Genomic DNA, 23,873 nt, shown 5'->3' with positions numbered 1-23,873 from the left:
GCATATAAATACAACGGAGTGATTCATAAGGAGGAGAATATGTATGGAAACAATAATAGAGGTCAGACAGCTATGCAAAAGCTTTGTCGTAAATAAAAAGCAGAATCATGTCCTGCGCAATGTGGATCTTTCCATTCACAAAGGAGAATTCATCGCCGTCATGGGACCAAGCGGCAGCGGTAAATCCACCCTGCTGTATACCATTAGCGGTATGGATCATATCAACTCGGGAACCGTGGAATTTGACCATAAGGAAATCAGCAGGTATAATGAAATGGAAATGGCGAAGCTGCGCCTGCATGAAATGGGCTTTATCTTCCAGCAGATGCATTTTCTAAATAACCTGAACATTTATGATAATGTGATACTTCCCGGCTATATGGCAAAGAAAAGGGAGCATAAGGAAATCAATGCCTATGCGGACGAGCTGCTGCGGAAGTTTCAGATCACCTCAATTGCAGGACATAGCATTCAGGAGGTAAGCGGCGGAGAGCTGCAGCGTGCCTGTATTGCCAGAGCAATGATCAACCAACCGCAGATTCTGTTTGCGGATGAACCGACAGGCGCGTTAAACAGCTCCAATGCAAAGGAAGTCATGGATATGTTTTCAAGGGTACATGAACAGGGAACGACAATCCTGATGGTAACGCATGATGTGAAGGTGGCTTCCTATGCACAACGCATCTGCTATATCAATGATGGTAAGATTGAAAGCAATCTCGATATCGGTGTGCTGAGGCATGCGGATGAGCTGAAGGAACGGGAAAAGAAGGTATACAGCTGGCTGATGGAAAAAGGCTGGTAGAAGGGATGCGTGTGTATGATTGATATTCTTGTTGTTGAGGATAATGATGAGCTGCGTGATGTATTAGAGCGTTTTCTGTTGCATGAGGGATATCAGACACGCTGTGTAAAGCAGGGAAATGACGCACTTACTCTTTTACAGCAGGAGAGGGTGCGTCTTCTTCTCGTAGATATTATGCTGCCGGACATGGACGGCTTTCGCATTTGTACGCAGGCCAGACAAAGCAGCAATCTTCCCATAATCATCATGAGTGCACGAACACAGACAAGTGACCAGCTGCTGGGCTATGAGCTGGGAGCGGATGATTATGTAGAAAAGCCCTTCGCCATGGCTGTTATGCTGGCTAAAATTAAAGCTCAGCTGAGAAGAGGCTATGAAATGCAGGAGGAGCGCAATGTGCTGAAGGACGATGATCTTCTGGTAGACATCGAGCGTCGCAATGTGACATTGAAAGGAAAGCAGCTGGCCCTCTCGGTAAAGGAGTTTGAGCTGCTGATTCTGCTGCTGAGAAAAAAGCATACAACGCTGCGTAAGGACTATATATTTTCCTCAATCTGGACAGATGCCTCTGAAAGTGAGCTGTCCACGCTGACGACACATGTCAATACACTGCGTGAAAAAATAGAAACCGATCCGCGTCATCCAAAGCGGCTGATTACTGTATGGGGAGTAGGCTACCGCTATGAAGGCATGGAATAGGCTGACCGTGCTTGTCCCGGCACTGCTTCTGCTGCTTCTGGTAGGATTAAACGGACTACTCTTACAGCTGCGGGATGAAACAATACCGGATGAAGCACTGGTAGAAATCAATCGCATGGCAAAAGAGCTGGAGAAGGGAAAGCGGATGAATGAGCTTGCTTCATCAAAAATTCAGGTTGAACTGCTTGAACTGAAGAAGACCTCCATGCAATCCTATATGGACCGCTCCCGTACAAGAAGTGTGTTTCTTCCGGCAAAGCAGGAGGGCAGCTTCTATCGCTTTACCTATCGCGTACAGCGCATACCGTCCTCAATCTTCTGGATTATCAATACCACCCTGCTTGGTGTCATATTGCTTGTTGTCTATCTTCTATTCTATATCCGCCGGCAGATCATACAGCCCTTCCATAATATGGAGGCTATGGCAACAGCTTTGAAAAACAGAGATTTCACGTATGAGCTGCCCCAGCAAAAGCATCGATTCTTCGGCAAATTTATCTGGGCAATTGATGTGATGAAGGAGGAGCTGCGCCATCATGAGGAAAAAGAAACAGCGCTGATGAAGGAAAAGCAGACAATGATTGCCTCTCTTTCCCATGATATTAAGACACCACTTTCCAACATCCGCCTGTATACGGACGCAATGAAGGAGCACCTGTATTCGGAAGAGCTGATCTGTGAGCGTCTGTATGAAAATTGTGATAAAATCGATCAGTATGTAAAGGAAATCATGCATACGAGCAATGAAGATTTGTTTGATTTTGATGTACATATGGAAGAGGTCTATCTCCATGATGTGGAAGTCTTGCTGAGGCGGGAACAGGAGCGCATTGAACTGGCACTGATATCCTATGAGCAATCCCTCTGTAAGGATCAGCTGGTCTATACAGACTTGACAAGGTTACGTGAAGTTATTGGCAATATTGTTGATAATGCGATGAAATACGGAGATGGAAAATGGATTCACGTATCCTTTTATGAAGAAGATCATCACAGTATACTGAAACTAGAAAATTCCGGCTCCTATATTGAGCAAAGTGATGCCGGTGCTATCTTTCAAAGCTTTTACCGGGGAAACAATGTTAACAACCATGCAGGAAACGGTCTGGGCTTGTATATTTGCAAACAGCTGATGCAGAAAATGGATGGCGATATTTTTATGACACAGGAACAGGGGAGTGTGAGCTTTCATCTTGTGCTTGGTACATTATAGGCCAGTAACAGGATTGAGATTTTCCAATTACTTGGTATAATACCATTAAGGAGCTGATGACATGAAGCGTTTGCCGATCGGTGTAGAAGACTTTAAAGAATTGGTCGATCATCAATATTATTACATAGATAAAACCATGTTTATTCAGGATGTACTGAAAGAAAAAGTTGTTCTGTATACTAGACCGCGAAGATTCGGGAAAACGTTGAACATGAGTAGGCGCTGCCCGCCCAGGCGTGCTCTATTATTTTTTCTCAATCAAACAAAAAGAAAACGCGTACCTTTTCAACGGGTCAAACATTACCAAATACAAGATTGCAGTGCAATATCAAAATCAGTATCCGGTTATCCTGATAACACTTAAGGATATGAAGGATATCAGGTTTCAGAATCAGATCGATATTTTCAAAGTGATCATACGGGAGCTGATAGGTAAATATAAGGATTTACTTACAAGTGAGCGACTGGATGATATTGATAAAAAACTTCTCATATGCTATCAGGAAGGTGATGTGAACATTGCTGACTTAAAAAATGGATTGCGCTTTTTAAGTCAATGTCTATATAAACATTATCAGAAGAAAGTAATTATTCTGATAGATGAATAGTGCCCGCCCAAGGCGTGATGTACCTTTGCAAAATGCGTATTTAAATGCTTATTATGAAGAAATGACTGATTTTCTTGACGGTATCTTCAGTGCAGCATTGAAAACAAATGAACAACTATCAGATTCTTTCAAATCAGGAATCCGGGTTGGGAAGGTTCGATCTTGCGGTGCTTCCGTTCTATAAGAAGAAACGGGGGTTCCTGCTGGAATTAAAAGTAGCCTCAAAAGAGGAAGAGATGGAACATGCAGCAGTTCAGGCATGTGAGCAGATAAAGGAAAAGCAGTATCTGGAGGGTTTGCAAAAGAAAGAATATACAGATATCGTAGGATATGGAATTGCATTTTATAAGAAGTCATGTTTGATTGTAGCACTTCCATAATGTTTATTTACTATGCAATGTGTGAATAATCTGAAGTTCATGAAAACTGAGACATAACGCTGTCGCAGTTTTTTTGTTATGATGGTTTTGTCACAAGCATAACAATTATGTGACAGAAAGGAGAATGCAATGAATCCATATAGACAATGTCCTATCTATCAAAATGAAAATTATCGTATTCGATTCGTAAAACAGAGTGATGTGAATGATTTATGAAAGGTATACAGCGATCCAAAAACAGTTGCTCTTTGCAATTGTGATAATTGTGAAGATGATTTTTATTATACGAGCAGAATACCAATGGAACAGGCAATCAATTACTGGATTATGGAATACCATAGAGAAGGGTTTGTTCGCTGGAGTATTCTGGATTGTACTTCCTCGACTGCAATCGGGACAATGGAGCTTTTTAAACGTTCGGCGAATGACGCCTATGACAATACAGCTGTACTGCGTCTTGATCTTTTAAGCAAATATGAAGAACAATCCTGTCTTCAAGAGATCCTTTCTTTGATTCTGCCGCATATCCGTGATTTGTTTCAGTGTACACAGGTTATAACCAAATGTGTACAGGAAGCAGAAAAACGCAGGGCTGTATTGCTGGAAATGGGATTTTCCCCATCAAAGGAGTCGCTGGTCGGCTGGGATGGCACACTTTATCAGAATTATTATCTGCGAAAGCTATAAGAGGTCTAATATAAAAAACGACGTGTATACTGGAACCAAAGTTCTGATATACACGTTTTTTGTAGCTCCTTTCATTCCTGATCCTGCGCTCTCCAATACGGATGGGCTGCCGCAATGATGCATTCTGCACTTTCTGTAAGCTGAATGCTTTCCTCTGGCATAACAAGGATACTACCACCCCGTAACACGGTAAAGGTATCTACCTGAAGACTGCCGGAAACCACGGATATCACGGATGCGATGGAATACGGATTCGTATAGCTGCCGGATAAGGTGAGGTGTCGCAAAGAGAACTCCCGCTGGTCGAAGCTGCTTCCTTCTGAAAAGCTCTGTTTTTGGACATGCAGGGAGGAATCCAGATTCGCAAGTGCTTCCTTCACATGGAGTGGTCTTGTATGACCATGCATATCCTTTCGCTCATAATCATATAAGCGGTAGGTGATGTTGGTGGACTGTTGAATCTCATAGATCAAGGACCCTGCGGTAAGGGCATGCATCATGCCGCTTCGGATATACACAAGGTCATTTTCAGAAACGGGTATGTGATCGATGACACCATGAAAATCCCTCTTTTGCAGCGCAGCTTCAACAGCTGCTCGATGACCCGCTTTGTTCTCGGCATACACCCAACCTTCACTTGGCTTCTCTATGAAATACCAGGCCTCGCTTTTTCCATAGGGCAATTGCAGCTGCTCCTTTGCATAGGTATCGGTTGGATGAATCTGAAAGCTGACATCCTGTGCACAGGAATCAAAAGCGATGATCAAAGGAAATTCCTCACCATCTTCAAGACCAAAGACAGCAGGATTCTTCTTGACTGCCCTGCGAAGGGTTGTTTCCTCCTTTTCATTATAAATTTCACAGTCGATTCCATCGATTCCACTCAGTGTATACACACAGCCAATCGTCTGAGCAGCACGATCTCCCTGATAGGCATGCAGACGTGTATCTCCCCAGAGGGTTTCCATTGTAATGGGACGTACAATATACATAACAAGAACCTCCTAACTTTTCCATATCTACAGAGATTGTAGCATATCTTACTATCAGAATATAGTGGTACCAACATAAAGAACGTAATTCTCTTTTATCTGTCACAGCTGCCGTGATATAATATAGCTACAGGAGCTGATACCTATGAAGCATATACCAATTGGCATTGAAAGTTTTAAAGAATTGATTGATGGTGAATATTATTATGTAGATAAGACACTGTTTATAAAGGATGTGTGCAAAGAAAAGGTCGCATTATATACAAGACCCAGACGTTTTGGTAAAACTCTGAATATGAATATGCTTTATTATTTTTTCTCATTAAAGCAGAAGGAGAATGCTTATCTTTTTGATGGTCTGCATATCACAAAGGATGCAGAGATTCTACGATATCAGAATCAGTATCCGGTCATCTTCATAACTCTGAAAGATATGAAACAAGTCTCTTTCGAAAATCAAAAAGCAATGTTCGCAATCCTGATTCAGGAGATTGTCAGAAATAATAAGGAATTACTCGATAGTGAGGAAGTAAGCACCTTCGATAAAGAGCAGCTTGTCGCTTACTCACGCCGCACACAGAGTGATATGGACTTACAGAATGCATTAAAATTTCTTTGTGTATGCCTGAAGCAGCATTACCATAAGAATGTGATTCTTTTAATAGATGAATATGATGTTCCATTACAAAGTGCATATTTAAACGGATATTATGATGAAATGGCAGACTTTTTAAGCGGTATATTCAGTGCTGCTTTAAAAACAAATGATGCTCTGGAGAAGGGAATCCTTACCGGATGCTTGAGAATTGCGAAAGAGAGTATTTTCACAGGAGTAAATAATTTCAATGGGTATTCCATTACGGAAGAACCATCCAGTACCTGCTTTGGGTTCACACCGGAAGAAACACTAAAGCTTTTAGAGTACTATCATTTAAAATCATATGAACAAACCGTAAAAGAGTGGTAGGCGCTGCCCGCCCATGGCGTGACGGTTATCTGTTTGGAAACAAAGAGATATACAATCCATGGAGCGTACTGAAATATGTGCTGAAAATCCTGCAGGGAAATGATGTACCGGAATCTTTCTGGGCGAATACGAGTGGGAATGATATTATATATCAATACATTCAGAAAGCCGATTCACAAATGAGAACGGATTTTGATACGCTGACATCTGGTGGAAGGATTACACAAACGGTAAGATATGAACTAACCTATCGTGAGATGGATCAGATAAACAACATTTACAGTTTTCTGCTGTTCACAGGCTATCTGAAAGCGATAGCGTGTGTCGATAAAGATAAAGCAGTATATCAGCTTATGATACCGAATAAGGAAATCAACCGAATCTATACCTTGATATTTGAAGAATGGTTTCAGGAGCAGGTTAAAGCAAAGAGCAGAACATTGGTTGATGCATTCATGAAAGAAGATGTGGAAACCGCAAATGAAGTTTTGAATACCATATTGTTTAAATCCATAAGTTATTTCGATTATGATGAAAAATTTTATCATGGAATGTTAGTCGGTATGCTCAGTGATTATCAAATCGTATCCAATCAGGAAACCGGTAATGGCCGTAGTGATATCATGGTACTACCGGCTTATAAGAAAAAAAGAGGACTTGTGCTTGAAGTTAAGGTTGCAACAAAAGAAAAGGATATAGAAATAACCGCACAAAAAGCATGTCATCAGATCAGGGAAATGAACTATATCGATGGTTTACAGGAAAGAGGATATACGGATATTATAGGATATGGGATTGCTTTTTATAAGAAAACCTGCGTAATTATGCTGGCGAAGTAAAATGCTTAGATTTATAAGAATTGAAATCAGCATATCGCATTGAAGTAAGCATTTCATCTACAGGATCCCCCTTCCTTCTGGGTAACAACAGGGGTGTGATATATCAATAAGAAAAGGCAGGACTTTTCTGGATAGGAGATACTTATGAAACGATGGACAGTAGAAGAGCTGGCAGGGATGATTGATCATACCTATGTCAAAGCAGATGCAACACGCAAACAGATGGAAAAGCTGTGTAAGGAAGCCAGAGAATATCATTTCGCGATGGCAGCCATCAATTCCTCACAAACCGCATTATGTGCGGAATACTTACGGGACAGTGATGTTCATGTGGGAGCTGCAATCGGCTTTCCGCTGGGACAGACAACAATCGCTGCCAAGGTGTTTGAAGCGGAGGATGCCATACAAAACGGAGCGGATGAAATTGATTACATGATCAATTTAACTGAAGTTAAGGCCGGAAACTGGGAGTATGTAAAAGAGGAAATGCAGCAAATCGTCACGGTATGCAGAAACAATGGAAAGCTGTGCAAGGTCATTTTGGAAACCTGTTATCTGACAAAGGATGAAATCAAACAGATGTGTAAAATTGCGGTGGCTGTCAAACCGGATTTTGTGAAAACCTCAACCGGCTTTGGAAGCGCAGGAGCTACTGCAGAGGATGTGGCACTGATGCGCAGGTGTGTCGGTACCGCAGTCAAGGTAAAAGCCTCCGGAGGAATACGGGATGCACGTACATTCAAAAAAATGGTTTCCAGTGGAGCGTTGCGTATTGGGACAAGTGCAGGGGTATCCATTGTCAGGGAGCTGCAGACGGAGGCCTTCAAGCACAGCGGTTATATCGCAATACCGGAAGAATATTAGTATCCCTGTGATTCCATGATAGGAGCACAGCTGTCTTCTGTGATAAAACAGCAAGCCGTGATGAAAAAGGGATGAAAATATTTTCACAAAATAATGTAACGGAATTACAGAAATACATTGACAATTTACAAAAAATGCTATATCCTTTTGTTAGTGACTACAAAACCAAAGGCAAGGATCGGGACCAGCATAGGAACCTTCTGCTGTAGAGAGCCGCTGGCTGGTGAAAAGCGGCGCAGAAATCTTATCCACTCACCCGTAAGCTGTAACCTGAACACATCACACGATGTCAGTAAACGTTACCGTCTGCTCACACGTTATCGTGAGAACATATTCGAAGTCTGGATATGTGAGGGGAATGATGCTTTTCATCATTCAACAAGAGTGGTACCGCGGAATTGGTGATAAACTTCCGTCTCTTAGTATAGAGATGGAAGTTTTTTGTTACAAAAAGGAGGACAGGATGATGGAAGGATATCAGAAGTACAAACGACAGTATTTTTTACCACCGGAGCCATGCATGGACTGGGCAGGGAAAGAATATATAGAAAAAGCACCCCAATGGTGCAGCGTGGATTTGCGGGATGGCAATCAGGCATTGATCATACCGATGAGTCTGGATGAAAAAATCGAGTTTTTCCAGCTGCTTGTAGAGGTTGGCTTTAAGGAAATTGAAATCGGCTTTCCGGCAGCCAGTCAGACGGAATTTGAATTTCTGCGCAAGCTGATCGATGAGGATTTGATTCCGGAGGATGTAACGGTTCAGGTACTGACACAGGCAAGAGAGCATATCATCCGCAGAACCTTTGAAGCTGTTAAGGGCGCAAAAAATGCAGTGATTCATTTATACAATTCCACATCTCTGGCACAGCGCGAGCAGGTGTTCAAAAAATCAAAGGAAGAAATTCTGAATATCGCTGTGGAGGGTGCCAAGCTGTTAAAGAAGCTGACAGAGGAGGACGGCGGCAATTACCGCTTTGAGTATTCACCGGAAAGCTTTACCGGAACAGAGGTGGAGTATGCCCTGGAGGTCTGCAATGCCGTATTGGATATATGGCAGCCAACTGCGGACAACAAGGTCATCATCAATTTGCCGGTGACTGTGGAAATGAGTATGCCGCATATTTACGCACAGCAGATTGAATACATGTGCAAGCATATGAACTATCGTGAGAATGTTATCGTATCCCTGCATCCGCACAATGACCGCGGGTGTGGCGTTGCTGATACGGAAATGGGTATTCTGGCAGGTGCGGACCGCATCGAGGGAACGCTGTTTGGCAACGGGGAGCGTACCGGAAATGTGGATATTATTACACTTGCAATGAACATGTATGCGATGGGAATCGATCCTGAGTTGAACTTCACGGATATGCCGCACATTGTCGAGGTTTATGAGCGCTGTACCCGTATGCAGGTACACATGCGTCAGCCCTATGCCGGTCAGCTGGTATTCGCAGCCTTCTCCGGCTCTCATCAGGATGCCATTGCCAAAGGCATGCATTACCGTGATGCCCAGGATCCTGATCACTGGACGGTACCGTATCTGCCAATCGATCCAAGAGATGTCGGACGTGTCTATGAAACAGATGTTATCCGCATCAACTCGCAATCCGGTAAGGGCGGCATCGGCTACATGCTCGAGGAATACTACGGCTATGATCTGCCATCCGATATGCGCGAGCAGGTTGGCTATTATATGAAGGATGTATCCGACCATGAGCACAAGGAGCTGCTGCCAAATGAGATCAACGATCTGTTCCAGAAGGAATACATGAACGTGAACGCACCCTATGCACTCAACGATTATCACTTTGTCCGTCAGGGTGATATCGTGACCGTGACGATGAACATCACCTATGAGGGAAAGACGCAGTTTATCACCGCTACGGGAAACGGCCGTCTGGATGCCGTCAGCAATGCCCTGCGTGACAATATGAATCTGACCTTTGACATACTGGATTACAAGGAACATGCGTTAAGCAAGGGGTCCTCGTCCAGAGCGGTATCCTATGTGAAAATCATCGACTGCCGCAAAAAGAATCAGTGGGGTGTGGGACTGCATGATGATATCATCGCATCCAGTGTACAGGCATTATTCTCAGCCATCAACCGGGCAGTCGCACAGCGCCGCGAGGCAGAAAAAGAAGCAGAGGCTTAAACAATAACAGCAGGAGGAAAACCATTATGGGAATGACAATGACACAGAAAATTCTGGCAGCACATGCCGGTCTGGATCACGTGGAGGCAGGACAGCTGATCGAAGTGAATCTGGATATGGTACTGGGAAATGATATTACATCACCGGTTGCTATCAAGGAATTTGAAAAATACGGCTTTTCACAGGTGTTTGATCCGGGAAAAATCAGCATGGTTATGGATCATTTTGCGCCAAACAAGGATATCAAGGCAGCACAGCAGTGCAAGGCATGCCGTACCTTTGCCTATGCGAAGAACATCGAGCACTTTTACGATGTCGGGGAAATGGGAATCGAGCATGCCCTGCTTCCGGAGAAGGGTATCGTAGGACCTGGGGAATGCATCATCGGTGCGGACTCCCATACGTGCACGTACGGAGCGCTGAACGCTTTCTCCACCGGTGTGGGCAGTACGGATATGGCCGCAGGCATGGCTACCGGCAAATGCTGGTTTAAAATTCCGGAAGCTATCAAATTTGATCTGCGTGGAAAGCTCGCACCGCATGTCAGTGGAAAGGATGTCATTTTACACATCATCGGCATGATCGGTGTGGATGGCGCCTTGTATAAATCGATGGAATTCAGCGGTATCGGTTTACAGAGTCTGAGCATGGATGATCGCTTATGCATGGCAAACATGGCAATCGAAGCCGGTGCCAAAAACGGAATTTTCGCCTTCGATGAGATTACGGAGGCTTATGTCAAGGATCGTGTAAGCCGTCCATATGTTACCTATGAAGCAGATGCGGACGCAGACTATTGCAATGTGTATCATCTGGATTTGAGCCAGATCACCCATACAGTAGCCTTCCCGCACCTGCCGGAAAACACCAGAACGATGGATGAAATCAAAGAGCCTGTGAGGATTGATCAGGTTGTCATCGGCTCCTGTACCAACGGACGGCTGTCCGATATGGCAGAGGCTGCACAGATTCTGAAGGGACAGCATGTGGCAAAAGGAGTGCGTGCCATCATCATTCCGGCAACACAGGAAATTTACAAGCAGTGCATACAACTGGGCTATACGGAAATCTTCATCGATGCAGGCTGCGTGGTATCCACACCAACGTGTGGTCCATGCCTGGGCGGCTATATGGGAATACTGGCGGAAAATGAACGCTGTGTAGCGACAACGAACCGGAACTTTGTCGGTCGGATGGGGCATGTAGATTCCGAGGTATATCTGGCAAGCCCGGCTGTTGCGGCAGCCAGTGCCATTATGGGCAGAATCGCAGCACCAAAGGAGGTAGCGTAAGCATGAATGCAAATGGAACAGCACATAAATACGGGGATAATGTCGATACCGATGTCATCATTCCCGCAAGATATCTGAATACCAGTGATCCTAAGGAGCTGGCAGAAAAATGCATGTGTGATATCGATGCGGACTTTGTAAAGAAAATCAAAGTGAACGATATCATGGTGGCAGGCTTTAATTTCGGTTGCGGAAGCAGTCGTGAACATGCGCCGATCGCCATTAAGGCAAGCGGTATTTCCTGTGTGATCGCAAAAAGCTTTGCGCGTATCTTTTACCGCAATGCGATCAACATCGGTCTGCCAATCCTGGAATGTGTGGAGGCAAGTGAGCGTATTGATGATAAGGATGAGGTGGAAATCAACTTCAATACCGGAGAAATCATAAATAAAACAAAAAACGAAACCTATCAGGCACAGCCGTTTCCTGCGTTTATTCAAAACATCATGCAGCACAACGGATTGTTAAATGCCATTAAAGAGCAGGGGGGGAAGTAAATGGAGAAGCATATTGCGGTAATACCGGGAGATGGAATCGGACCGGAAATCGTCAAAGAGGCGGTGAAGGTTCTGGATGTCATCGCAAAGAAATACGGACACAGCTTTGTCTACACGGAAGTGGATGCCGGAGGCTGCGCCATTGATAAATACGGAACCTCACTGCCAAAGGAAAGCCTGGATGCGGCGCTTGCCAGCGACAGCGTGCTGCTGGGGGCAGTCGGCGGACCGAAGTGGGATCATGTCGATCCTTCTATCCGTCCGGAAAAAGCATTGTTAAGCATTCGCAAGGAGCTTGGTCTGTATGCCAATCTGCGTCCTGCGAAAATCTTTAAGGAGCTATCCGATGCCTCTCCGCTGCGTAAGGATATCGTCGCAAACGGAATTGATTTTATGGTCGTTCGGGAATTGATCGGCGGTGTGTATTTCGGAGAAAAAAGCACGGTGGAAAAAAACGGAGAACTGTATGCCAGTGACAATATGTGCTATTATGCGCATGAAATCGAAAGAATTGCCCATACGGCATTTCAGACGGCGCGTAAAAGGGGAAGTCGTGTTATTTCCGTCGATAAGGCGAATGTACTTGACACCTCCCGTTTATGGCGTAAAATCGTAAGTGAAGTCGCAAAAGAGTATCCGGATGTAACCCTTACACATATGCTGGTGGATAATGCCGCTATGCAGATTGTGAAGGATCCATCCCAGTTTGATGTCGTTGTGACAGAGAATATGTTCGGGGATATCCTGAGTGATGAGGCCAGCATGATCACCGGCTCCATCGGTCTGATCCCCAGTGCATCCCTGGGGGAAACAAAGCGTGGTATGTATGAGCCGATTCACGGCTCTGCACCGGATATCGCAGGGCAGAATATCGCCAATCCAATCGGCACGATACTGGCCGCAGGCATGATGCTGAAATATGCCTTTGACATGGATCAGGAAGCTGCGGAAATCGAAGAGGCTGTGGAAGCGGCACTTCGTCTGGGATATCGCACAAAGGATATCATGGAGGATGGAAAAACATACCGGACATGTTCCCAGATGGGAGATACGATTGCGAAACTGATAACAAACGCATAGGAAGTGCAAAGGAGAGCAGACAAGATGTTAATTAAGAATGGAAGGATTCATACAATGGCCGCTGCCGGAACCATACAGGCGGATATTCGCGTGCAAAATGGAAAAATTGCCGCAGTCGGTGAAAATCTGAAAGAGGAAACCGGAGAACTGATCATCGACGCATCCGGAAAACAGGTGTTCCCTGGAATGATTGAAGCCCACTGTCATCTGGGAATGGAGGAAAGCGCCATTCGCGGCGAAGGTGATGATGTTAATGAAATGAGTGATCCGATTACGCCGCAGGTGCGTGCCATCGACGGCTGTAACCCACTGGATGAAACGATTATCAATGCCCGCAATGCCGGAATCACCACGGTGGCCGCAGGTCCTGGAAGCGCCAATGTCATCGGTGGTACCTTCATGGCCTATAAAACACACGGCGTCAGCATTGATGAAATGGTCATACAGAATCCGGTGGCGATGAAGTGTGCCTTTGGGGAGAATCCAAAGCGTGTCTATCAGGACAGCCGCATCAAAACCAGAATGAACATTGCAGCGCTGCTGCGGGAAACGCTGGCAAAGACCAAGGAATACATCGCAAAAAAGGAAGCCGCTAACAACGATCCACTGAAAATGCCGGCCTATGATATGAAGCTGGAGGCGATGATTCCGGTTATCAAAAAGGAGCTGCCGTTAAAATGTCACGCACATCGTGCGGACGATATCCTGACGGTGATTCGTATCGCTAAGGAATTCGATGTCAATGTGACACTGGATCATTGCACGGATGGGGAGGTTATCAAGGCACAGGTGAAGGCAAGCGGATATCCGGCTATCGTCGGACCATCCCTGACCCATAAATCAAAATTCGAGCTGGCAAACAAATCCTTTACAACGCCGGGTGTTCTGTGCAGGGAAGGAATCCTGATCGCCATTACGACGGATTCACCGGTCGTACCGCAGGAATATCTGCCGTTATGTGCAGCACTTGCCATGAAGGACGGTCTGCCGGAAGAGGAGGCATTAAAAGCCATCACCATCAATCCTGCAAAAATCCTTGGACTGGAGAAACGCATCGGCAGCATTGAAGAGGGCAAGGACGGGGATATCATCATCTGTGACAGCTCTTTGCTGGATACACAAAACGTTATCCGCTATACCATTATCAACGGGGAAATCGCTTATCAGAAGGCATAGGCTGTTCATTCATAAAAGTAATCTCGATATAGGAAAGAGCGCTTCGGTTGTTAAGGCCAAAAGCGCTCCTTTTGTATATGAAAGCTCAGACAGATCGGAAATTCGGTTAAAGCAATTACTAGGAAACGATGATGCAGTCATTAAAAAAGCAGAATCATAAGCAGTTCCTCTGTGAGCATGGTGCGTTTTTATGTATCACCTGCTATGGTATATGTACTGCATGATTTCTTCTTCAGCAATGAAATTGAATAATCAGTTGTTTCAAAAACAGGAGAAGCGCTTGGGGAGTCAGCGAACAGTAAGAAGCCGCTGTTAAGTGCAGTTGCCTGCAGTAGTTTCATTATATAGTTTATGGAAATACAGTTGATAATCAAAACGGCTGTTCTTCATATGAAATCATTAAATAATATCGTCATATAGGATTTCCCTGCTTCCTTTTGCTTTGGCTGTAGCTGTGTAAAATAGAAAAAGCTGTAAAAAAGTCGTATCCAAGCCAGAAATTGCTATTTTTTTCGTATTTTGTATTGGAAATATTGTAAATGAGGTGCAATTCTTTTATAATATCAATGGATGTATATAAAAAAGCATACGTAAATAGACAGTGTGTTTTTTTATGATTTTCCCTCTATTTTCTTGAAAAATTGACCCTTTTCGCGAAAAATACGCCTATTTCATAAAGTATAATTTTATAGATATACACAAGAAATGGGGCGAAGCCATGAAGGATGCACTGCTGGATTATATATTTGATAACTGTGATGCTGCTTATATTTCTGATCTTCGACAGAAGATGATTTTTCAGGAATATGCGGATATGATTCTGGAAATAGAGGATACGAAATTCTCCGTTGAGGAATGGAATTATGTATACCGGTATCTCACAGGAGCAAATGCTGTATTTTCTGCTGTAGCTGAGGTGAAGGAAGCATTACGATCCTGGATGCAGGCATGATGGAAACTACGCGACAGGCATGCTGCTACGCGTTCATTCAAATCGAATAGATACACACGTTAGACTTCCCGAAACAATAAGGTGAAGTCTTCTTTTGTATACCTCATGCAGCCCTTGCAAGGCCTGTTTTTGTATGTCTATTGCTTACTCCTTTGCCTGAATCTTCGCACAGACCCGGCGGCAGGTTGCGATAAAATCCAACAAGCCGGCATGCAGATGCTTGTTTGCATGATAGATGATATAATAATCCCTCTGAAAGGAAACATCCGATAAATACAAACGGGTGACAATGCCTGCCTCCAGCTCTGCCTTTACCATCTGATAGGGCAGGATGGAGATACCGAAGCCGAACTGCACCCCCTTAACCAGTGCACGGGTGCTGGCACTCTCCCATATGGGATGCAGTTGAATATCGTGCACCTTCATGATGGAATCCAGAATTTCTCTTGTACCGCTGCCCTTCTCCCGCAGCAAAAACGGTTCCTGTGCAATATCCTGCAGACACAGCTTCTGTTTTTCTGCCAGCGGATGCTCTCTGGCACAGATGACGGCAAGCTCATCCTTGAAAAACGATAGTTTCTGAATATGCTCATGTGTCGGAATTCCCTCAATCAGCGCCAAATCCAGCTGATTGGAAACGATGGACTCCTCAAGAATCATGGAATTTTCAATGAGAATCTGTATCTGCCGCTTCGGATACTCCAGCTTATAGCTGTGCAGGCATTCACAAAGCAGACTGTTGGCAATGGTAATACTCGAGCCGATGGACATGCTTTCCATATCACTCCAGTGTTCCATGCTGTTTTCCATTTCATCAAACAGGGAGGTGATGTGACTGGCGTATTTGAGAAAGCGCTCTCCATCACCTGTCAGATATAATTTGCGCGAGATTCTGTCAAACAGCTGCAGCTGATAATACTCCTCCAGCTCCCGTATGGCAAGGGATACCGAGGGCTGTGCCATATGCAGCTTTTCTGCGGCTCTGGTGATACTTCCCCATGTGCATACCGCAACAAAAATGCGGAGATGTCGTAGTGTCATGAAATTCTCCTTTCATAATAAAATGTTATTAAATATATATAATAATACTATTTTCATTATGAAATGACAAGGACTATAATAGTAGGGAAGGTGATGAAATTGGAGAAAAATGCAAAAATGTACGGAACTTTATTTTCTTCCGTGTTTATGTTAAGTGCCTGTACCTTTGGTGGAGGCTATGTGATCGTACCGCTGATGAGAAAGAAATTTGTTGAGGATCTGCATTGGATCGAAGAGGGAGAGATGATGGATCTGGTGGCTATCGCCCAATCCTCACCCGGAGCAATCGCTGTCAATGCCTCGATCAGTATTGGCTATCGCTGTGCCGGTATCCCGGGGGCAATCGTTGCAGTCATCGGAACAGTACTTCCTCCGCTTGTGATCCTAACGGTGATATCCTATTGCTATGAGGCGTTTATCCAGATACGCTGGATACAGGTCATGCTGTTTGGAATGCAGGCAGGTGTGGTTGCGACCATCTGTGATGTGGTATGGACGATGGGCCGGGAGGTCTGGAGCCAGCCGCAGAAGGTGTATGTGCTCATCATGCTGGCAGCCTTTGTATGCAATGTTTTGTTTGATGTCAATCTGCTTATCATCATAATCGTATGCGGTGCACTGGGCTATCTGATTGAGCGAGCGATAAAGAAGGAGGGTGGTCTGCAATGACACTGTTACAGCTGTTGTTCAGCTTTCTGCAAATCGGGCTTTTGAGCATTGGCGGCGGCTATGCGGCGCTTCCGATTATTCAGGATCAGGTCGTCGCCATGCATGGCTGGCTGAGCATGCGTGAATTTGCGGATATCCTGACCATATCTCAGATGACACCGGGACCTATTGCAATCAATGCCGCCAGCTTCGTGGGGACAAAGATTGCGGGGCTGCCGGGAGCACTGGTGGCATCTCTTGGTGTGGTGCTGCCCAGCTTTATCATTGTCCTGACACTGTCCTTTCTGTATTATAAATACCGGCAGCTGGATGCGATTCAGGCAGTGCTGAAGGGGCTTCGTCCGGCGGTGGTTGCTTTGATTGCATCTGCAGGGGTGTCTCTGGGAATCGATGCCTTCTGGGGAGGAAAAGCGATATCGCTTGCAGATGTTAATCTGGAAAGTGTGCTGCTGTTTGCACTGGGCTTCTTTCTGTTGAGAAAATATAAAAAAAGTCCGATTACCGTCATGCTGCTGTGCGGTGTACTGGCAGTTGGTTATGGTTTGCTGAGCGGAAGTCTTACATTTTAGTGATTGTTACACGCATGATGTAACAATCAGCAGTACGATAGCATTGTCAGAAAGGATGATGCTATATGAGTTGCGGATTACAGATTCACAAACAGGCCGTCATGATAGAATACTATCTCAATCAGGCGGTAAACAAGGTACGGGGGCAGAAGAACAGTTCTCTGGCTGATATCACGATGGTATACGATCAGCCGATTCGCCTTACTGCGGAAATCCTCAGTGAATTACAGGATAAGGTGCGCAATGAGATCGAGCTGAAGACCATTCAGGATATCAAAACCAAATACTGTACGTATCAGGGGTATATCCTGTCACAGCTGGATGAGGAGATTTGTGAAAAGCTGGTGGATGATCTGAAGCGTTTAAGTGAATGAGCACAGGTAGTGAATACCTGTCAGGCTTGAAAAAGGAGGCTTTCCGATGGGGACGCCTCCTTTTTGGATGGGAACGCTGATAAGCTCTGCATACTGAAATATGTGCATAAGCAGAGAGCAAAACTATGCTTCCATATGGGTTATGCATTGTGCAGGCTTTGGTATTTCCTGTTTAATTCCTCAATCAGCTGCTTTTTTGTGTTACGCGTAGGATCCTGCATCGCGTAGTCCAGAAGCATATGCAGTGCGATACCGATCTGTTTGCCGCATAGACCGAAATCCATCATGTCTCTGCCGTTTACCGCGAGTGTCTGTAAGCTGAGAGGCTCTTCCTCCGCGTGCATGTGCAGTAGCAGCTCTTTGCATTGCCGGATGATCCGGACACCGTTTGCGGCCGGCTCCGGGTTTTTTGCGAGCTGGTCTGCGAGCTGTACATCCAGGGCCAGTAAGGCATCCTCCAGCTGATTATCAAATTTTGAAAGATATCTGCGCAAAGTGCTTTTTTTCGGTGTGAGATTGTAATCGTGATATGCAATGCAGCGTAAAACGCGTTGTATGGTCCGATTGTCATAGTGAAGCTTTTTCAGCCAGTAGCGGGCAAGCTCAACAGATTTCTGCGCATGTCCGTAATAATGGGAGATGCCGTCTGCATCCAGAGTTTCACAAGCCGGCTTTCCCGTGTCATGGAAAATGATGGCCAGCTTGCCTTCCAACGCCATCCCTTTCGTATGGTTCAGTGCCACATCGGTATGCGTGAATACATCATATATATGCCAGGGATTGTTCTGTTCTTTGTTCATCAGCTTCGTATAGCCTGCCGCAATTGTATCCAGCACCCGCATTTCCTTTAACAGCTGCAGCGTATCCGGATAATCCTGCAGCAGGATACGGTTGAATTCCTCCCGAATGCGTTCTCTGGAGATATAGGACAGCAGATGGGCATGGGTGCGTATGGCCTGCACCGTTTCTTCCTCGATGGTGAAGTGCAGTGTACAGTGAAAGCGCATGGCACGAAGAATACGCAGAGCATCCTCCTGCATTCTTTCGGAAGCCTTTCCGACACAGCGTATGGTTTTTTTGGCGATGTCTGCCTGTCCATGGTAAGGGTCATGAAAGCCCCGCTTCGGATGCCAGGCGATGGCATTCATTGTGAAATCCCGCCGCTTTAAATCTTCATCGATATCCGGGGTGAAACGGACTGCTTTTGGACTGCGGTGATTGGTATAGGCACTTTCTGTACGATAGGTTGTGATTTCGACGGGCTCATCCTGTACAAGGACGGTTACGGTACCATGCTTCAGTCCGGTTGGTATGACGCGGTAGCCCTTTTCTTGAAACAGCGCCATCACCTCATACGGCGTGGCATCCGTTGTGATATCATAATCATGCAGCTCCCGCCCCATCAGCATATCACGCACACAGCCTCCCACCAGCCATGCTTCCTTATGAATGGTCGAAAAGAGCTGTAATACAGATTGTATTTGGGAATCGTTTATTGTTTTCATAGCATTCTCCTTACTGCTATTATATAATGAATGCAGTGATGAAAAAAGGAGATTACATGAAAAAAGTTGTTGAAATCGTTCATGATATCATGAAGAGCCAATTAACAGAAAACAGCATCTGTGCGGATTTTACCATGGGGCAGGGGTACGATACGCTGTTTCTAGCCCAGCAGAAAAACTGTTCTCATATTTATGCATTCGATATTCAGCCGCAGGCGTATGTGCAGACCAGAGAAAAGCTGGAGAGTGCACAGCTGGAAGGGAAGGCCACTCTGATTCTGGATTCACATGAATGCTGTGATATCTATATCCGGGAGCCGCTGGATCTCGGCATTTTTAATTTCGGATATCTGCCGCATGGGGATCCTGAAATCATGACCAGGCGAAAAACGTCTCTTTGCGCGGCCACAAAAGCATTGCATCTGTTGAAAAAGCATGGTATTCTGATTCTGGTATTGTATTGGGGACAGGCCTGCAACAGAGAAGAAAGTGAAGCACTGCTGGCATGGAGTGCTGCGTTGCAAAGCCGCTGCTTCAGCGTGTGCAGAATTACGATGCATAATAAGCAGAATTGTCCCGATATACTGGTGATTAGCAAGGAAAAGGAGAAGGTAGATTATGATCAAAGCCGTAATATTTGATATGGATGGGGTGCTGGTGGATAGTGAACCAAAAAACCTGGAGCAGCTGAGAGGATTTTATAAAAGCTATGGGACAGAGGTGGATGATGCTTTTATGCATTCTCTGGTTGGCAGCTCCTATACGTATACATATACTGAAAGCATGCGGGTCATGCATATGGACTGGCCGATGGAAAAATTTAAGGAAAAGCTGGATGATTACTGTAAGCTTCATGCATTTGGGTATGATGAGGTATTGAATCCGGGAGTAAAGGAAACGCTGATCTGGCTGCGGGAGCACGGCTATAAAACGGCAGTTGCATCCAGCTCGGCCATGCATCAGATTCAGACGATGGAGAATGTCTGTGATCTGGTTGGCTGCTTTAATGAGCTGCTGAGTGGTGAGATGTTTCATGAAAGTAAGCCTAATCCCGAAATTTATCTGACAGCCGCAAAAAAGCTGAAGGTGAAGCCGGAGGAATGCATTGCTGTAGAGGACAGCAGCTATGGGATAGCGGCAGGTAATGCTGCCGGTATGCGCGTGCTTGCCTATGCAGATGATCGTTATGGCGTGGATCAGAGCAAGGCTTATGCCAGAATCCATCACATGCAGGAAATCAAGAAATATCTTAACGATTAAGAAAACAGGTGGTTTGTTTGATAGGCCTGTTTTAAAAGAAAATGCGCAGCGCTATCCTATATATCTTTTGATGATGTTGAAAGCAGGTATATTTCCTGCTTTTTTTCAATACCTGTATCTTATATCAAACGACTGGCATATTTAGAAGTGACTTAAAGGCACAGGGTGAGCATATAAAAATATAATATACAAGAGAATATCTGTTGGAAAGAGTCGCAGCTACGAAAGGAGTATACAAAACGAATAGTTATGATTTCTGCAATCAGAATTCACTGACCTTCATTTTCTTTCGATTGCAATTTTATATTTGCAGTTTACCGCAGATACATAGCAGAAGAAAGAATACGAAAGCTCAGATATTCCTACTTTTTTGCTATACTTTCTCTTTTTTTAGCACTCAAGTGTTGACAGTGCTAAAAACTGTGCTATAATAGCATTAGCAATCAAATAGTGAGAGTGCTAAAAAGGAGCGTGATCGTATGAACTTTGATAAAATGAGTGAAAAGCTGCAGGAGATTATCATGCAGGCAGTGGAAATCTGCAAATCGTATCAGCATACAACCGTTGACACCATCCAGATGCTGAAGGCCATCTTTGAACATGATGTGCTGGATGGCTTATTCAAGCGCCTGAATATAGATAAGACAAGAGCCCTGACGCTGATCGATCAGGAAATGAACAGAGTGGCAACCAGCAGCAATGTCAATCCACAGCTGTCAAACGAGGTTGCTCAGTCCTTTTCCAGGGCGGAGCAGTGGAGTGCCGGTATTCAGGAAACCTATCTGAGTGTTGCCAGTGTTTGGATTGCGTTGATGTTTAATAAGTCCTATATATCCAAGCAGCTGGTTAAGGAATTCCATCTGAATGAAAAGACCTGCAAGGATGAGGAGCTGAAGCGCAGAGGCGGTAAGAAGATGGATTCACCGAATGCGGAGGCCAATCTGGAGGCGTTGAGTAAATACGGACGTGATCTGGTGGAGGAAGTCAAAAACGGTAAAATCGATCCAATTATCGGACGGGATGATGAAATCCGCCGTGTCATTCAGATCTTGTCCCGTAAGACAAAAAACAATCCGGTGCTGATCGGTGAACCGGGTGTTGGTAAAACCGCGGTTGTGGAAGGTATTGCATGGCGTATTATGAAGGGCGATGTTCCACAGTCTCTGAAGGAAAAGAAGCTGATTGAGCTGGATATGGGTTCTCTGATTGCGGGTGCGAAATACCGTGGTGAATTTGAGGAGCGTCTGAAATCCATTCTGGAGGAAGTGAAGCAGGCAGAAGGAAATATCATTCTGTTTATCGATGAAATTCACAATCTGGTCGGTGCCGGTAAAACAGAGGGCAGTATGGATGCCGGAAATATGCTGAAGCCGATGCTGGCACGAGGTGAGCTGCGCTGTATCGGGGCAACCACCTTCAATGAATACCGGCAGTATATTGAAAAGGATGCGGCTTTGGAGCGGCGGTTCCAGCGAGTTATGGTGCAGGAGCCCAGCGTGGAGGATACCATCTCCATCCTGCGTGGCTTAAAGGACCGCTTTGAATCATATCACGGTGTGAAGATTCTGGATGAGGCAATTCTTGCCGCAGCAACGATGTCCAACCGCTATATAACCGACCGGTTTCTGCCGGATAAGGCAATTGATTTAATCGATGAGGCATGTGCCACACTGCGGGTGGAAATGGAGTCTATGCCGCAGGAGCTTGATGAGCTGCAGAGAAAAATCATGCAGCTGCAGATTGAAGAAACCGCATTAAAGAAAGAGGAAGATAAAAAGGCGAAGGAGCGTCTGGAGGATATTCGTACAGAGCTTGCACAGCTGCAGGCGGAAAAGGACTCCCTGTATACAAAGTGGGAGGATGAAAAGGCAGAGCTGGAGGAAAGCAAGGATGCCAAGGTTCGTCTGGAGAAGGCAAAGCTGGATCTGGAGCAGGCACAGAATGAAGCACGTTATGAGGATGCCGCCAAGCTGCAGTATGCGACGATACCGCATCTGGAGAAGCTGATTCGCGAACAATCCGACAAACAGAAGGAGGATGCCCTTATTCAGGAAACCGTCAACGAGGAGCTGATTGCGAAAATCGTATCCCGCTGGACCGGTGTGGAGGTCAGCCGTCTTGTGGAAAGTGAACGTCAGAAGCTCCTGCATCTGAAGGAAGCCTTACAGAAACGTGTCATAGGACAGGATAACGCACTGGAGCTTGTCAGTGATGCCATTTTGCGAAGTAAGGCTCAGATTCAGGATGAGCATCGCCCGATTGGAAGCTTTCTGTTTCTGGGACCAACCGGTGTCGGTAAGACGGAGGTTGCCAAGGCACTTGCGGAGCAGCTGTTTGACAGTGAATCCCATATCGTCCGTATTGATATGAGTGAATATATGGAGAAGCACAGCGTTTCCCGTTTGATAGGAGCGCCTCCGGGATATGTCGGCTACGATGAGGGCGGACAGCTGAGCGAGGCTGTGCGTCGCAATCCGTATTCCATTATTCTGTTTGATGAGGTTGAAAAGGCACATCCGGATGTATTTAATGTTCTTCTGCAGATACTGGATGATGGACGCATTACCGATTCCAAGGGTGTGACTGTGGATTTCAAGAACACCCTGCTGATCATGACCAGCAATCTGGGAAGTCAGTTCGCCTTTGATGGTGCTGATCGTGATACTAATTATATGAATGAAGTGAAGAATTATTTTAAACCGGAGTTTATTAACCGTATTGATGAAATCGTTGTCTTCAATGCATTGAATGATGATATGCTAGGTAAGATTGCTCATAAATTCATGAGGGAGCTTACACAGCGTCTTGAGCATAAGGATATCACATTACAGGTTAGTGATGCTGTATACAGAGCTATTGCCACACAGGGTGTAGATCCGTTATATGGTGCACGACCGATGAAGCGTTATATCCAGAGAAATATTGAAACTTTGATTGCCCGCAGGATGATTGAAGGAAATGCAGGTAAGGACGATACCATCCGTGTGGATGTCAGAGATAGGGAATATACAGTTGAGATAACCCATTCTGAAAATTGATAAAGCTGCGTACACCCGTTACAGGGTTGCGCGGTTTTTTTTGCGCGCTTGTGACTGGACACAGGTGAATTCCTGTATTTCCAGGGTAGTCAGAACATCGTTTTCCGGTATACGAAGCATTTTTGTAAATTTTTTAAAAAATTTTAGGAGTTTTGTATATTTCATACGTATATAAGAGTATATAGGAAAAAAAGGAGGATACTAC

At 45.1% G+C, this 23,873-nt stretch carries 25 protein-coding genes and 1 other annotated feature; of the genes, 22 read left to right on the top strand and 3 right to left on the bottom strand.

Going from position 1 to position 23,873, the window contains the following annotated elements; genetic code table 11:
• The first annotated feature begins 43 nt into the window (after nt 1–43).
• The 7 genes from ACESPQ_RS09635 to ACESPQ_RS09605 all read left to right on the top strand — a co-directional run bounded on the left by ACESPQ_RS09635 (nt 44) and on the right by ACESPQ_RS09605 (nt 4,392).
• Entirely contained in the window at nt 44–805 is a 762-nt protein-coding gene (locus tag ACESPQ_RS09635; RefSeq protein ID WP_002610387.1) for an ABC transporter ATP-binding protein, read from the top strand.
• A gap of 15 nt (nt 806–820) precedes the next feature.
• Nucleotides 821–1,504 (top strand): response regulator transcription factor, encoded by a 684-nt coding sequence (locus ACESPQ_RS09630; protein ID WP_008728777.1) that lies wholly within the window; start codon nt 821–823, stop codon nt 1,502–1,504.
• Nucleotides 1,488–2,717, top strand: coding sequence for a sensor histidine kinase (locus ACESPQ_RS09625; protein ID WP_257335759.1), 1,230 nt, complete (start codon nt 1,488–1,490; stop codon nt 2,715–2,717). Before ACESPQ_RS09630 ends, ACESPQ_RS09625 begins: the two co-directional genes overlap by 17 nt.
• A 61-nt stretch (nt 2,718–2,778) precedes the next feature.
• Nucleotides 2,779–3,081 (top strand): AAA family ATPase, encoded by a 303-nt coding sequence (locus ACESPQ_RS09620; protein ID WP_002610393.1) that lies wholly within the window; start codon nt 2,779–2,781, stop codon nt 3,079–3,081.
• The gene (locus tag ACESPQ_RS09615) at nt 2,975–3,325 is read left to right on the top strand and encodes an AAA family ATPase (protein ID WP_254887957.1); all 351 of its coding nucleotides are present in this window, start codon (nt 2,975–2,977) and stop codon (nt 3,323–3,325) included. Before ACESPQ_RS09620 ends, ACESPQ_RS09615 begins: the two co-directional genes overlap by 107 nt.
• A 107-nt stretch (nt 3,326–3,432) precedes the next feature.
• Nucleotides 3,433–3,705 carry a PD-(D/E)XK nuclease domain-containing protein gene (locus ACESPQ_RS09610; RefSeq protein WP_002610397.1) on the top strand — a complete coding sequence of 91 codons (273 nt, stop codon included), beginning with the start codon at nt 3,433–3,435 and terminating at the stop codon, nt 3,703–3,705.
• Between the two features lie 300 nt (nt 3,706–4,005).
• Complete coding sequence (locus tag ACESPQ_RS09605; protein WP_049940929.1) at nt 4,006–4,392, top strand: hypothetical protein; 387 nt, start codon at nt 4,006–4,008, stop codon at nt 4,390–4,392.
• A 71-nt stretch (nt 4,393–4,463) separates the two neighbouring features.
• On the opposite strand, the gene ACESPQ_RS09600 is transcribed toward ACESPQ_RS09605, so the two are convergent.
• Nucleotides 4,464–5,384 (bottom strand): class I mannose-6-phosphate isomerase, encoded by a 921-nt coding sequence (locus ACESPQ_RS09600; protein ID WP_109770692.1) that lies wholly within the window; start codon nt 5,382–5,384, stop codon nt 4,464–4,466.
• Nucleotides 5,385–5,529: 145 nt separating this feature from the next.
• On the opposite strand from ACESPQ_RS09600, the gene ACESPQ_RS09595 reads away from it, so the two are divergent.
• The 9 genes from ACESPQ_RS09595 to ACESPQ_RS09555 all read left to right on the top strand — a co-directional run bounded on the left by ACESPQ_RS09595 (nt 5,530) and on the right by ACESPQ_RS09555 (nt 15,212).
• Nucleotides 5,530–6,351, top strand: a complete 822-nt coding sequence (locus ACESPQ_RS09595) for an AAA family ATPase (RefSeq protein WP_373144298.1) — start codon at nt 5,530–5,532, stop codon at nt 6,349–6,351.
• Nucleotides 6,345–7,190 carry a PD-(D/E)XK nuclease domain-containing protein gene (locus ACESPQ_RS09590; RefSeq protein ID WP_002610404.1) on the top strand — a complete coding sequence of 282 codons (846 nt, stop codon included), beginning with the start codon at nt 6,345–6,347 and terminating at the stop codon, nt 7,188–7,190. Before ACESPQ_RS09595 ends, ACESPQ_RS09590 begins: the two co-directional genes overlap by 7 nt.
• Nucleotides 7,191–7,334: 144 nt before the next feature.
• Complete coding sequence (gene deoC / locus ACESPQ_RS09585; RefSeq protein ID WP_002610406.1) at nt 7,335–8,054, top strand: deoxyribose-phosphate aldolase; 720 nt, start codon at nt 7,335–7,337, stop codon at nt 8,052–8,054.
• A 165-nt stretch (nt 8,055–8,219) separates the two neighbouring features.
• Nucleotides 8,220–8,477 (top strand) — a binding site (T-box leader).
• A gap of 43 nt (nt 8,478–8,520) precedes the next feature.
• Nucleotides 8,521–10,215 carry a 2-isopropylmalate synthase gene (leuA, locus tag ACESPQ_RS09580; protein ID WP_038274643.1) on the top strand — a complete coding sequence of 565 codons (1,695 nt, stop codon included), beginning with the start codon at nt 8,521–8,523 and terminating at the stop codon, nt 10,213–10,215.
• Nucleotides 10,216–10,241: 26 nt separating this feature from the next.
• Nucleotides 10,242–11,507 carry a 3-isopropylmalate dehydratase large subunit gene (gene leuC, locus ACESPQ_RS09575; RefSeq protein ID WP_002610410.1) on the top strand — a complete coding sequence of 422 codons (1,266 nt, stop codon included), beginning with the start codon at nt 10,242–10,244 and terminating at the stop codon, nt 11,505–11,507.
• A gap of 2 nt (nt 11,508–11,509) precedes the next feature.
• The gene (leuD, locus tag ACESPQ_RS09570) at nt 11,510–12,004 is read left to right on the top strand and encodes a 3-isopropylmalate dehydratase small subunit (protein ID WP_002610412.1); all 495 of its coding nucleotides are present in this window, start codon (nt 11,510–11,512) and stop codon (nt 12,002–12,004) included.
• Nucleotides 12,005–13,084 (top strand): 3-isopropylmalate dehydrogenase, encoded by a 1,080-nt coding sequence (gene leuB / locus ACESPQ_RS09565; protein WP_257377227.1) that lies wholly within the window; start codon nt 12,005–12,007, stop codon nt 13,082–13,084.
• A gap of 24 nt (nt 13,085–13,108) precedes the next feature.
• Nucleotides 13,109–14,260 carry an amidohydrolase gene (locus tag ACESPQ_RS09560; protein ID WP_002610416.1) on the top strand — a complete coding sequence of 384 codons (1,152 nt, stop codon included), beginning with the start codon at nt 13,109–13,111 and terminating at the stop codon, nt 14,258–14,260.
• Between the two features lie 718 nt (nt 14,261–14,978).
• Entirely contained in the window at nt 14,979–15,212 is a 234-nt protein-coding gene (locus ACESPQ_RS09555) for a hypothetical protein (RefSeq protein WP_002610418.1), read from the top strand.
• Between the two features lie 144 nt (nt 15,213–15,356).
• On the opposite strand, the gene ACESPQ_RS09550 is transcribed toward ACESPQ_RS09555, so the two are convergent.
• Nucleotides 15,357–16,253, bottom strand: a complete 897-nt coding sequence (locus tag ACESPQ_RS09550; protein ID WP_002610421.1) for a LysR family transcriptional regulator — start codon at nt 16,251–16,253, stop codon at nt 15,357–15,359.
• Between the two features lie 99 nt (nt 16,254–16,352).
• Here ACESPQ_RS09550 and ACESPQ_RS09545 point away from each other — a divergent pair, with 99 nt between their 5' ends.
• From ACESPQ_RS09545 to ACESPQ_RS09535, 3 genes are all read left to right on the top strand, one after another.
• Nucleotides 16,353–16,922 (top strand): chromate transporter, encoded by a 570-nt coding sequence (locus ACESPQ_RS09545; protein WP_009587570.1) that lies wholly within the window; start codon nt 16,353–16,355, stop codon nt 16,920–16,922.
• Nucleotides 16,919–17,491, top strand: coding sequence for a chromate transporter (locus ACESPQ_RS09540; RefSeq protein WP_002610425.1), 573 nt, complete (start codon nt 16,919–16,921; stop codon nt 17,489–17,491). The genes ACESPQ_RS09545 and ACESPQ_RS09540 overlap by 4 nt, the downstream gene beginning before the upstream one ends.
• Before the next feature lie 65 nt (nt 17,492–17,556).
• Nucleotides 17,557–17,865: a hypothetical protein gene (locus ACESPQ_RS09535; protein WP_109770690.1), complete on the top strand. Its 309-nt coding sequence runs from the start codon at nt 17,557–17,559 to the stop codon at nt 17,863–17,865.
• A gap of 140 nt (nt 17,866–18,005) precedes the next feature.
• On the opposite strand, the gene ACESPQ_RS09530 is transcribed toward ACESPQ_RS09535, so the two are convergent.
• Nucleotides 18,006–19,370 (bottom strand): CCA tRNA nucleotidyltransferase, encoded by a 1,365-nt coding sequence (locus ACESPQ_RS09530; protein ID WP_373144297.1) that lies wholly within the window; start codon nt 19,368–19,370, stop codon nt 18,006–18,008.
• Between the two features lie 56 nt (nt 19,371–19,426).
• Here ACESPQ_RS09530 and ACESPQ_RS09525 point away from each other — a divergent pair, with 56 nt between their 5' ends.
• The 3 genes from ACESPQ_RS09525 to ACESPQ_RS09515 all read left to right on the top strand — a co-directional run bounded on the left by ACESPQ_RS09525 (nt 19,427) and on the right by ACESPQ_RS09515 (nt 23,668).
• Entirely contained in the window at nt 19,427–20,011 is a 585-nt protein-coding gene (locus ACESPQ_RS09525) for a tRNA (mnm(5)s(2)U34)-methyltransferase (RefSeq protein WP_002610432.1), read from the top strand.
• Nucleotides 19,989–20,630, top strand: a complete 642-nt coding sequence (locus ACESPQ_RS09520) for an HAD family hydrolase (protein ID WP_109770688.1) — start codon at nt 19,989–19,991, stop codon at nt 20,628–20,630. Before ACESPQ_RS09525 ends, ACESPQ_RS09520 begins: the two co-directional genes overlap by 23 nt.
• A 479-nt stretch (nt 20,631–21,109) precedes the next feature.
• Complete coding sequence (locus tag ACESPQ_RS09515; protein ID WP_373144296.1) at nt 21,110–23,668, top strand: ATP-dependent Clp protease ATP-binding subunit; 2,559 nt, start codon at nt 21,110–21,112, stop codon at nt 23,666–23,668.
• Nucleotides 23,669–23,873 lie beyond the last annotated feature (205 nt).

The organism is Clostridium sp. HGF2, from assembly GCF_964240115.1.
Taxonomy (GTDB): Bacteria; Bacillota_I; Bacilli_A; order Erysipelotrichales; family Erysipelotrichaceae; genus Clostridium_AQ; species Clostridium_AQ innocuum.
This window is presented reverse-complemented; position numbering and strand designations above follow the sequence as displayed.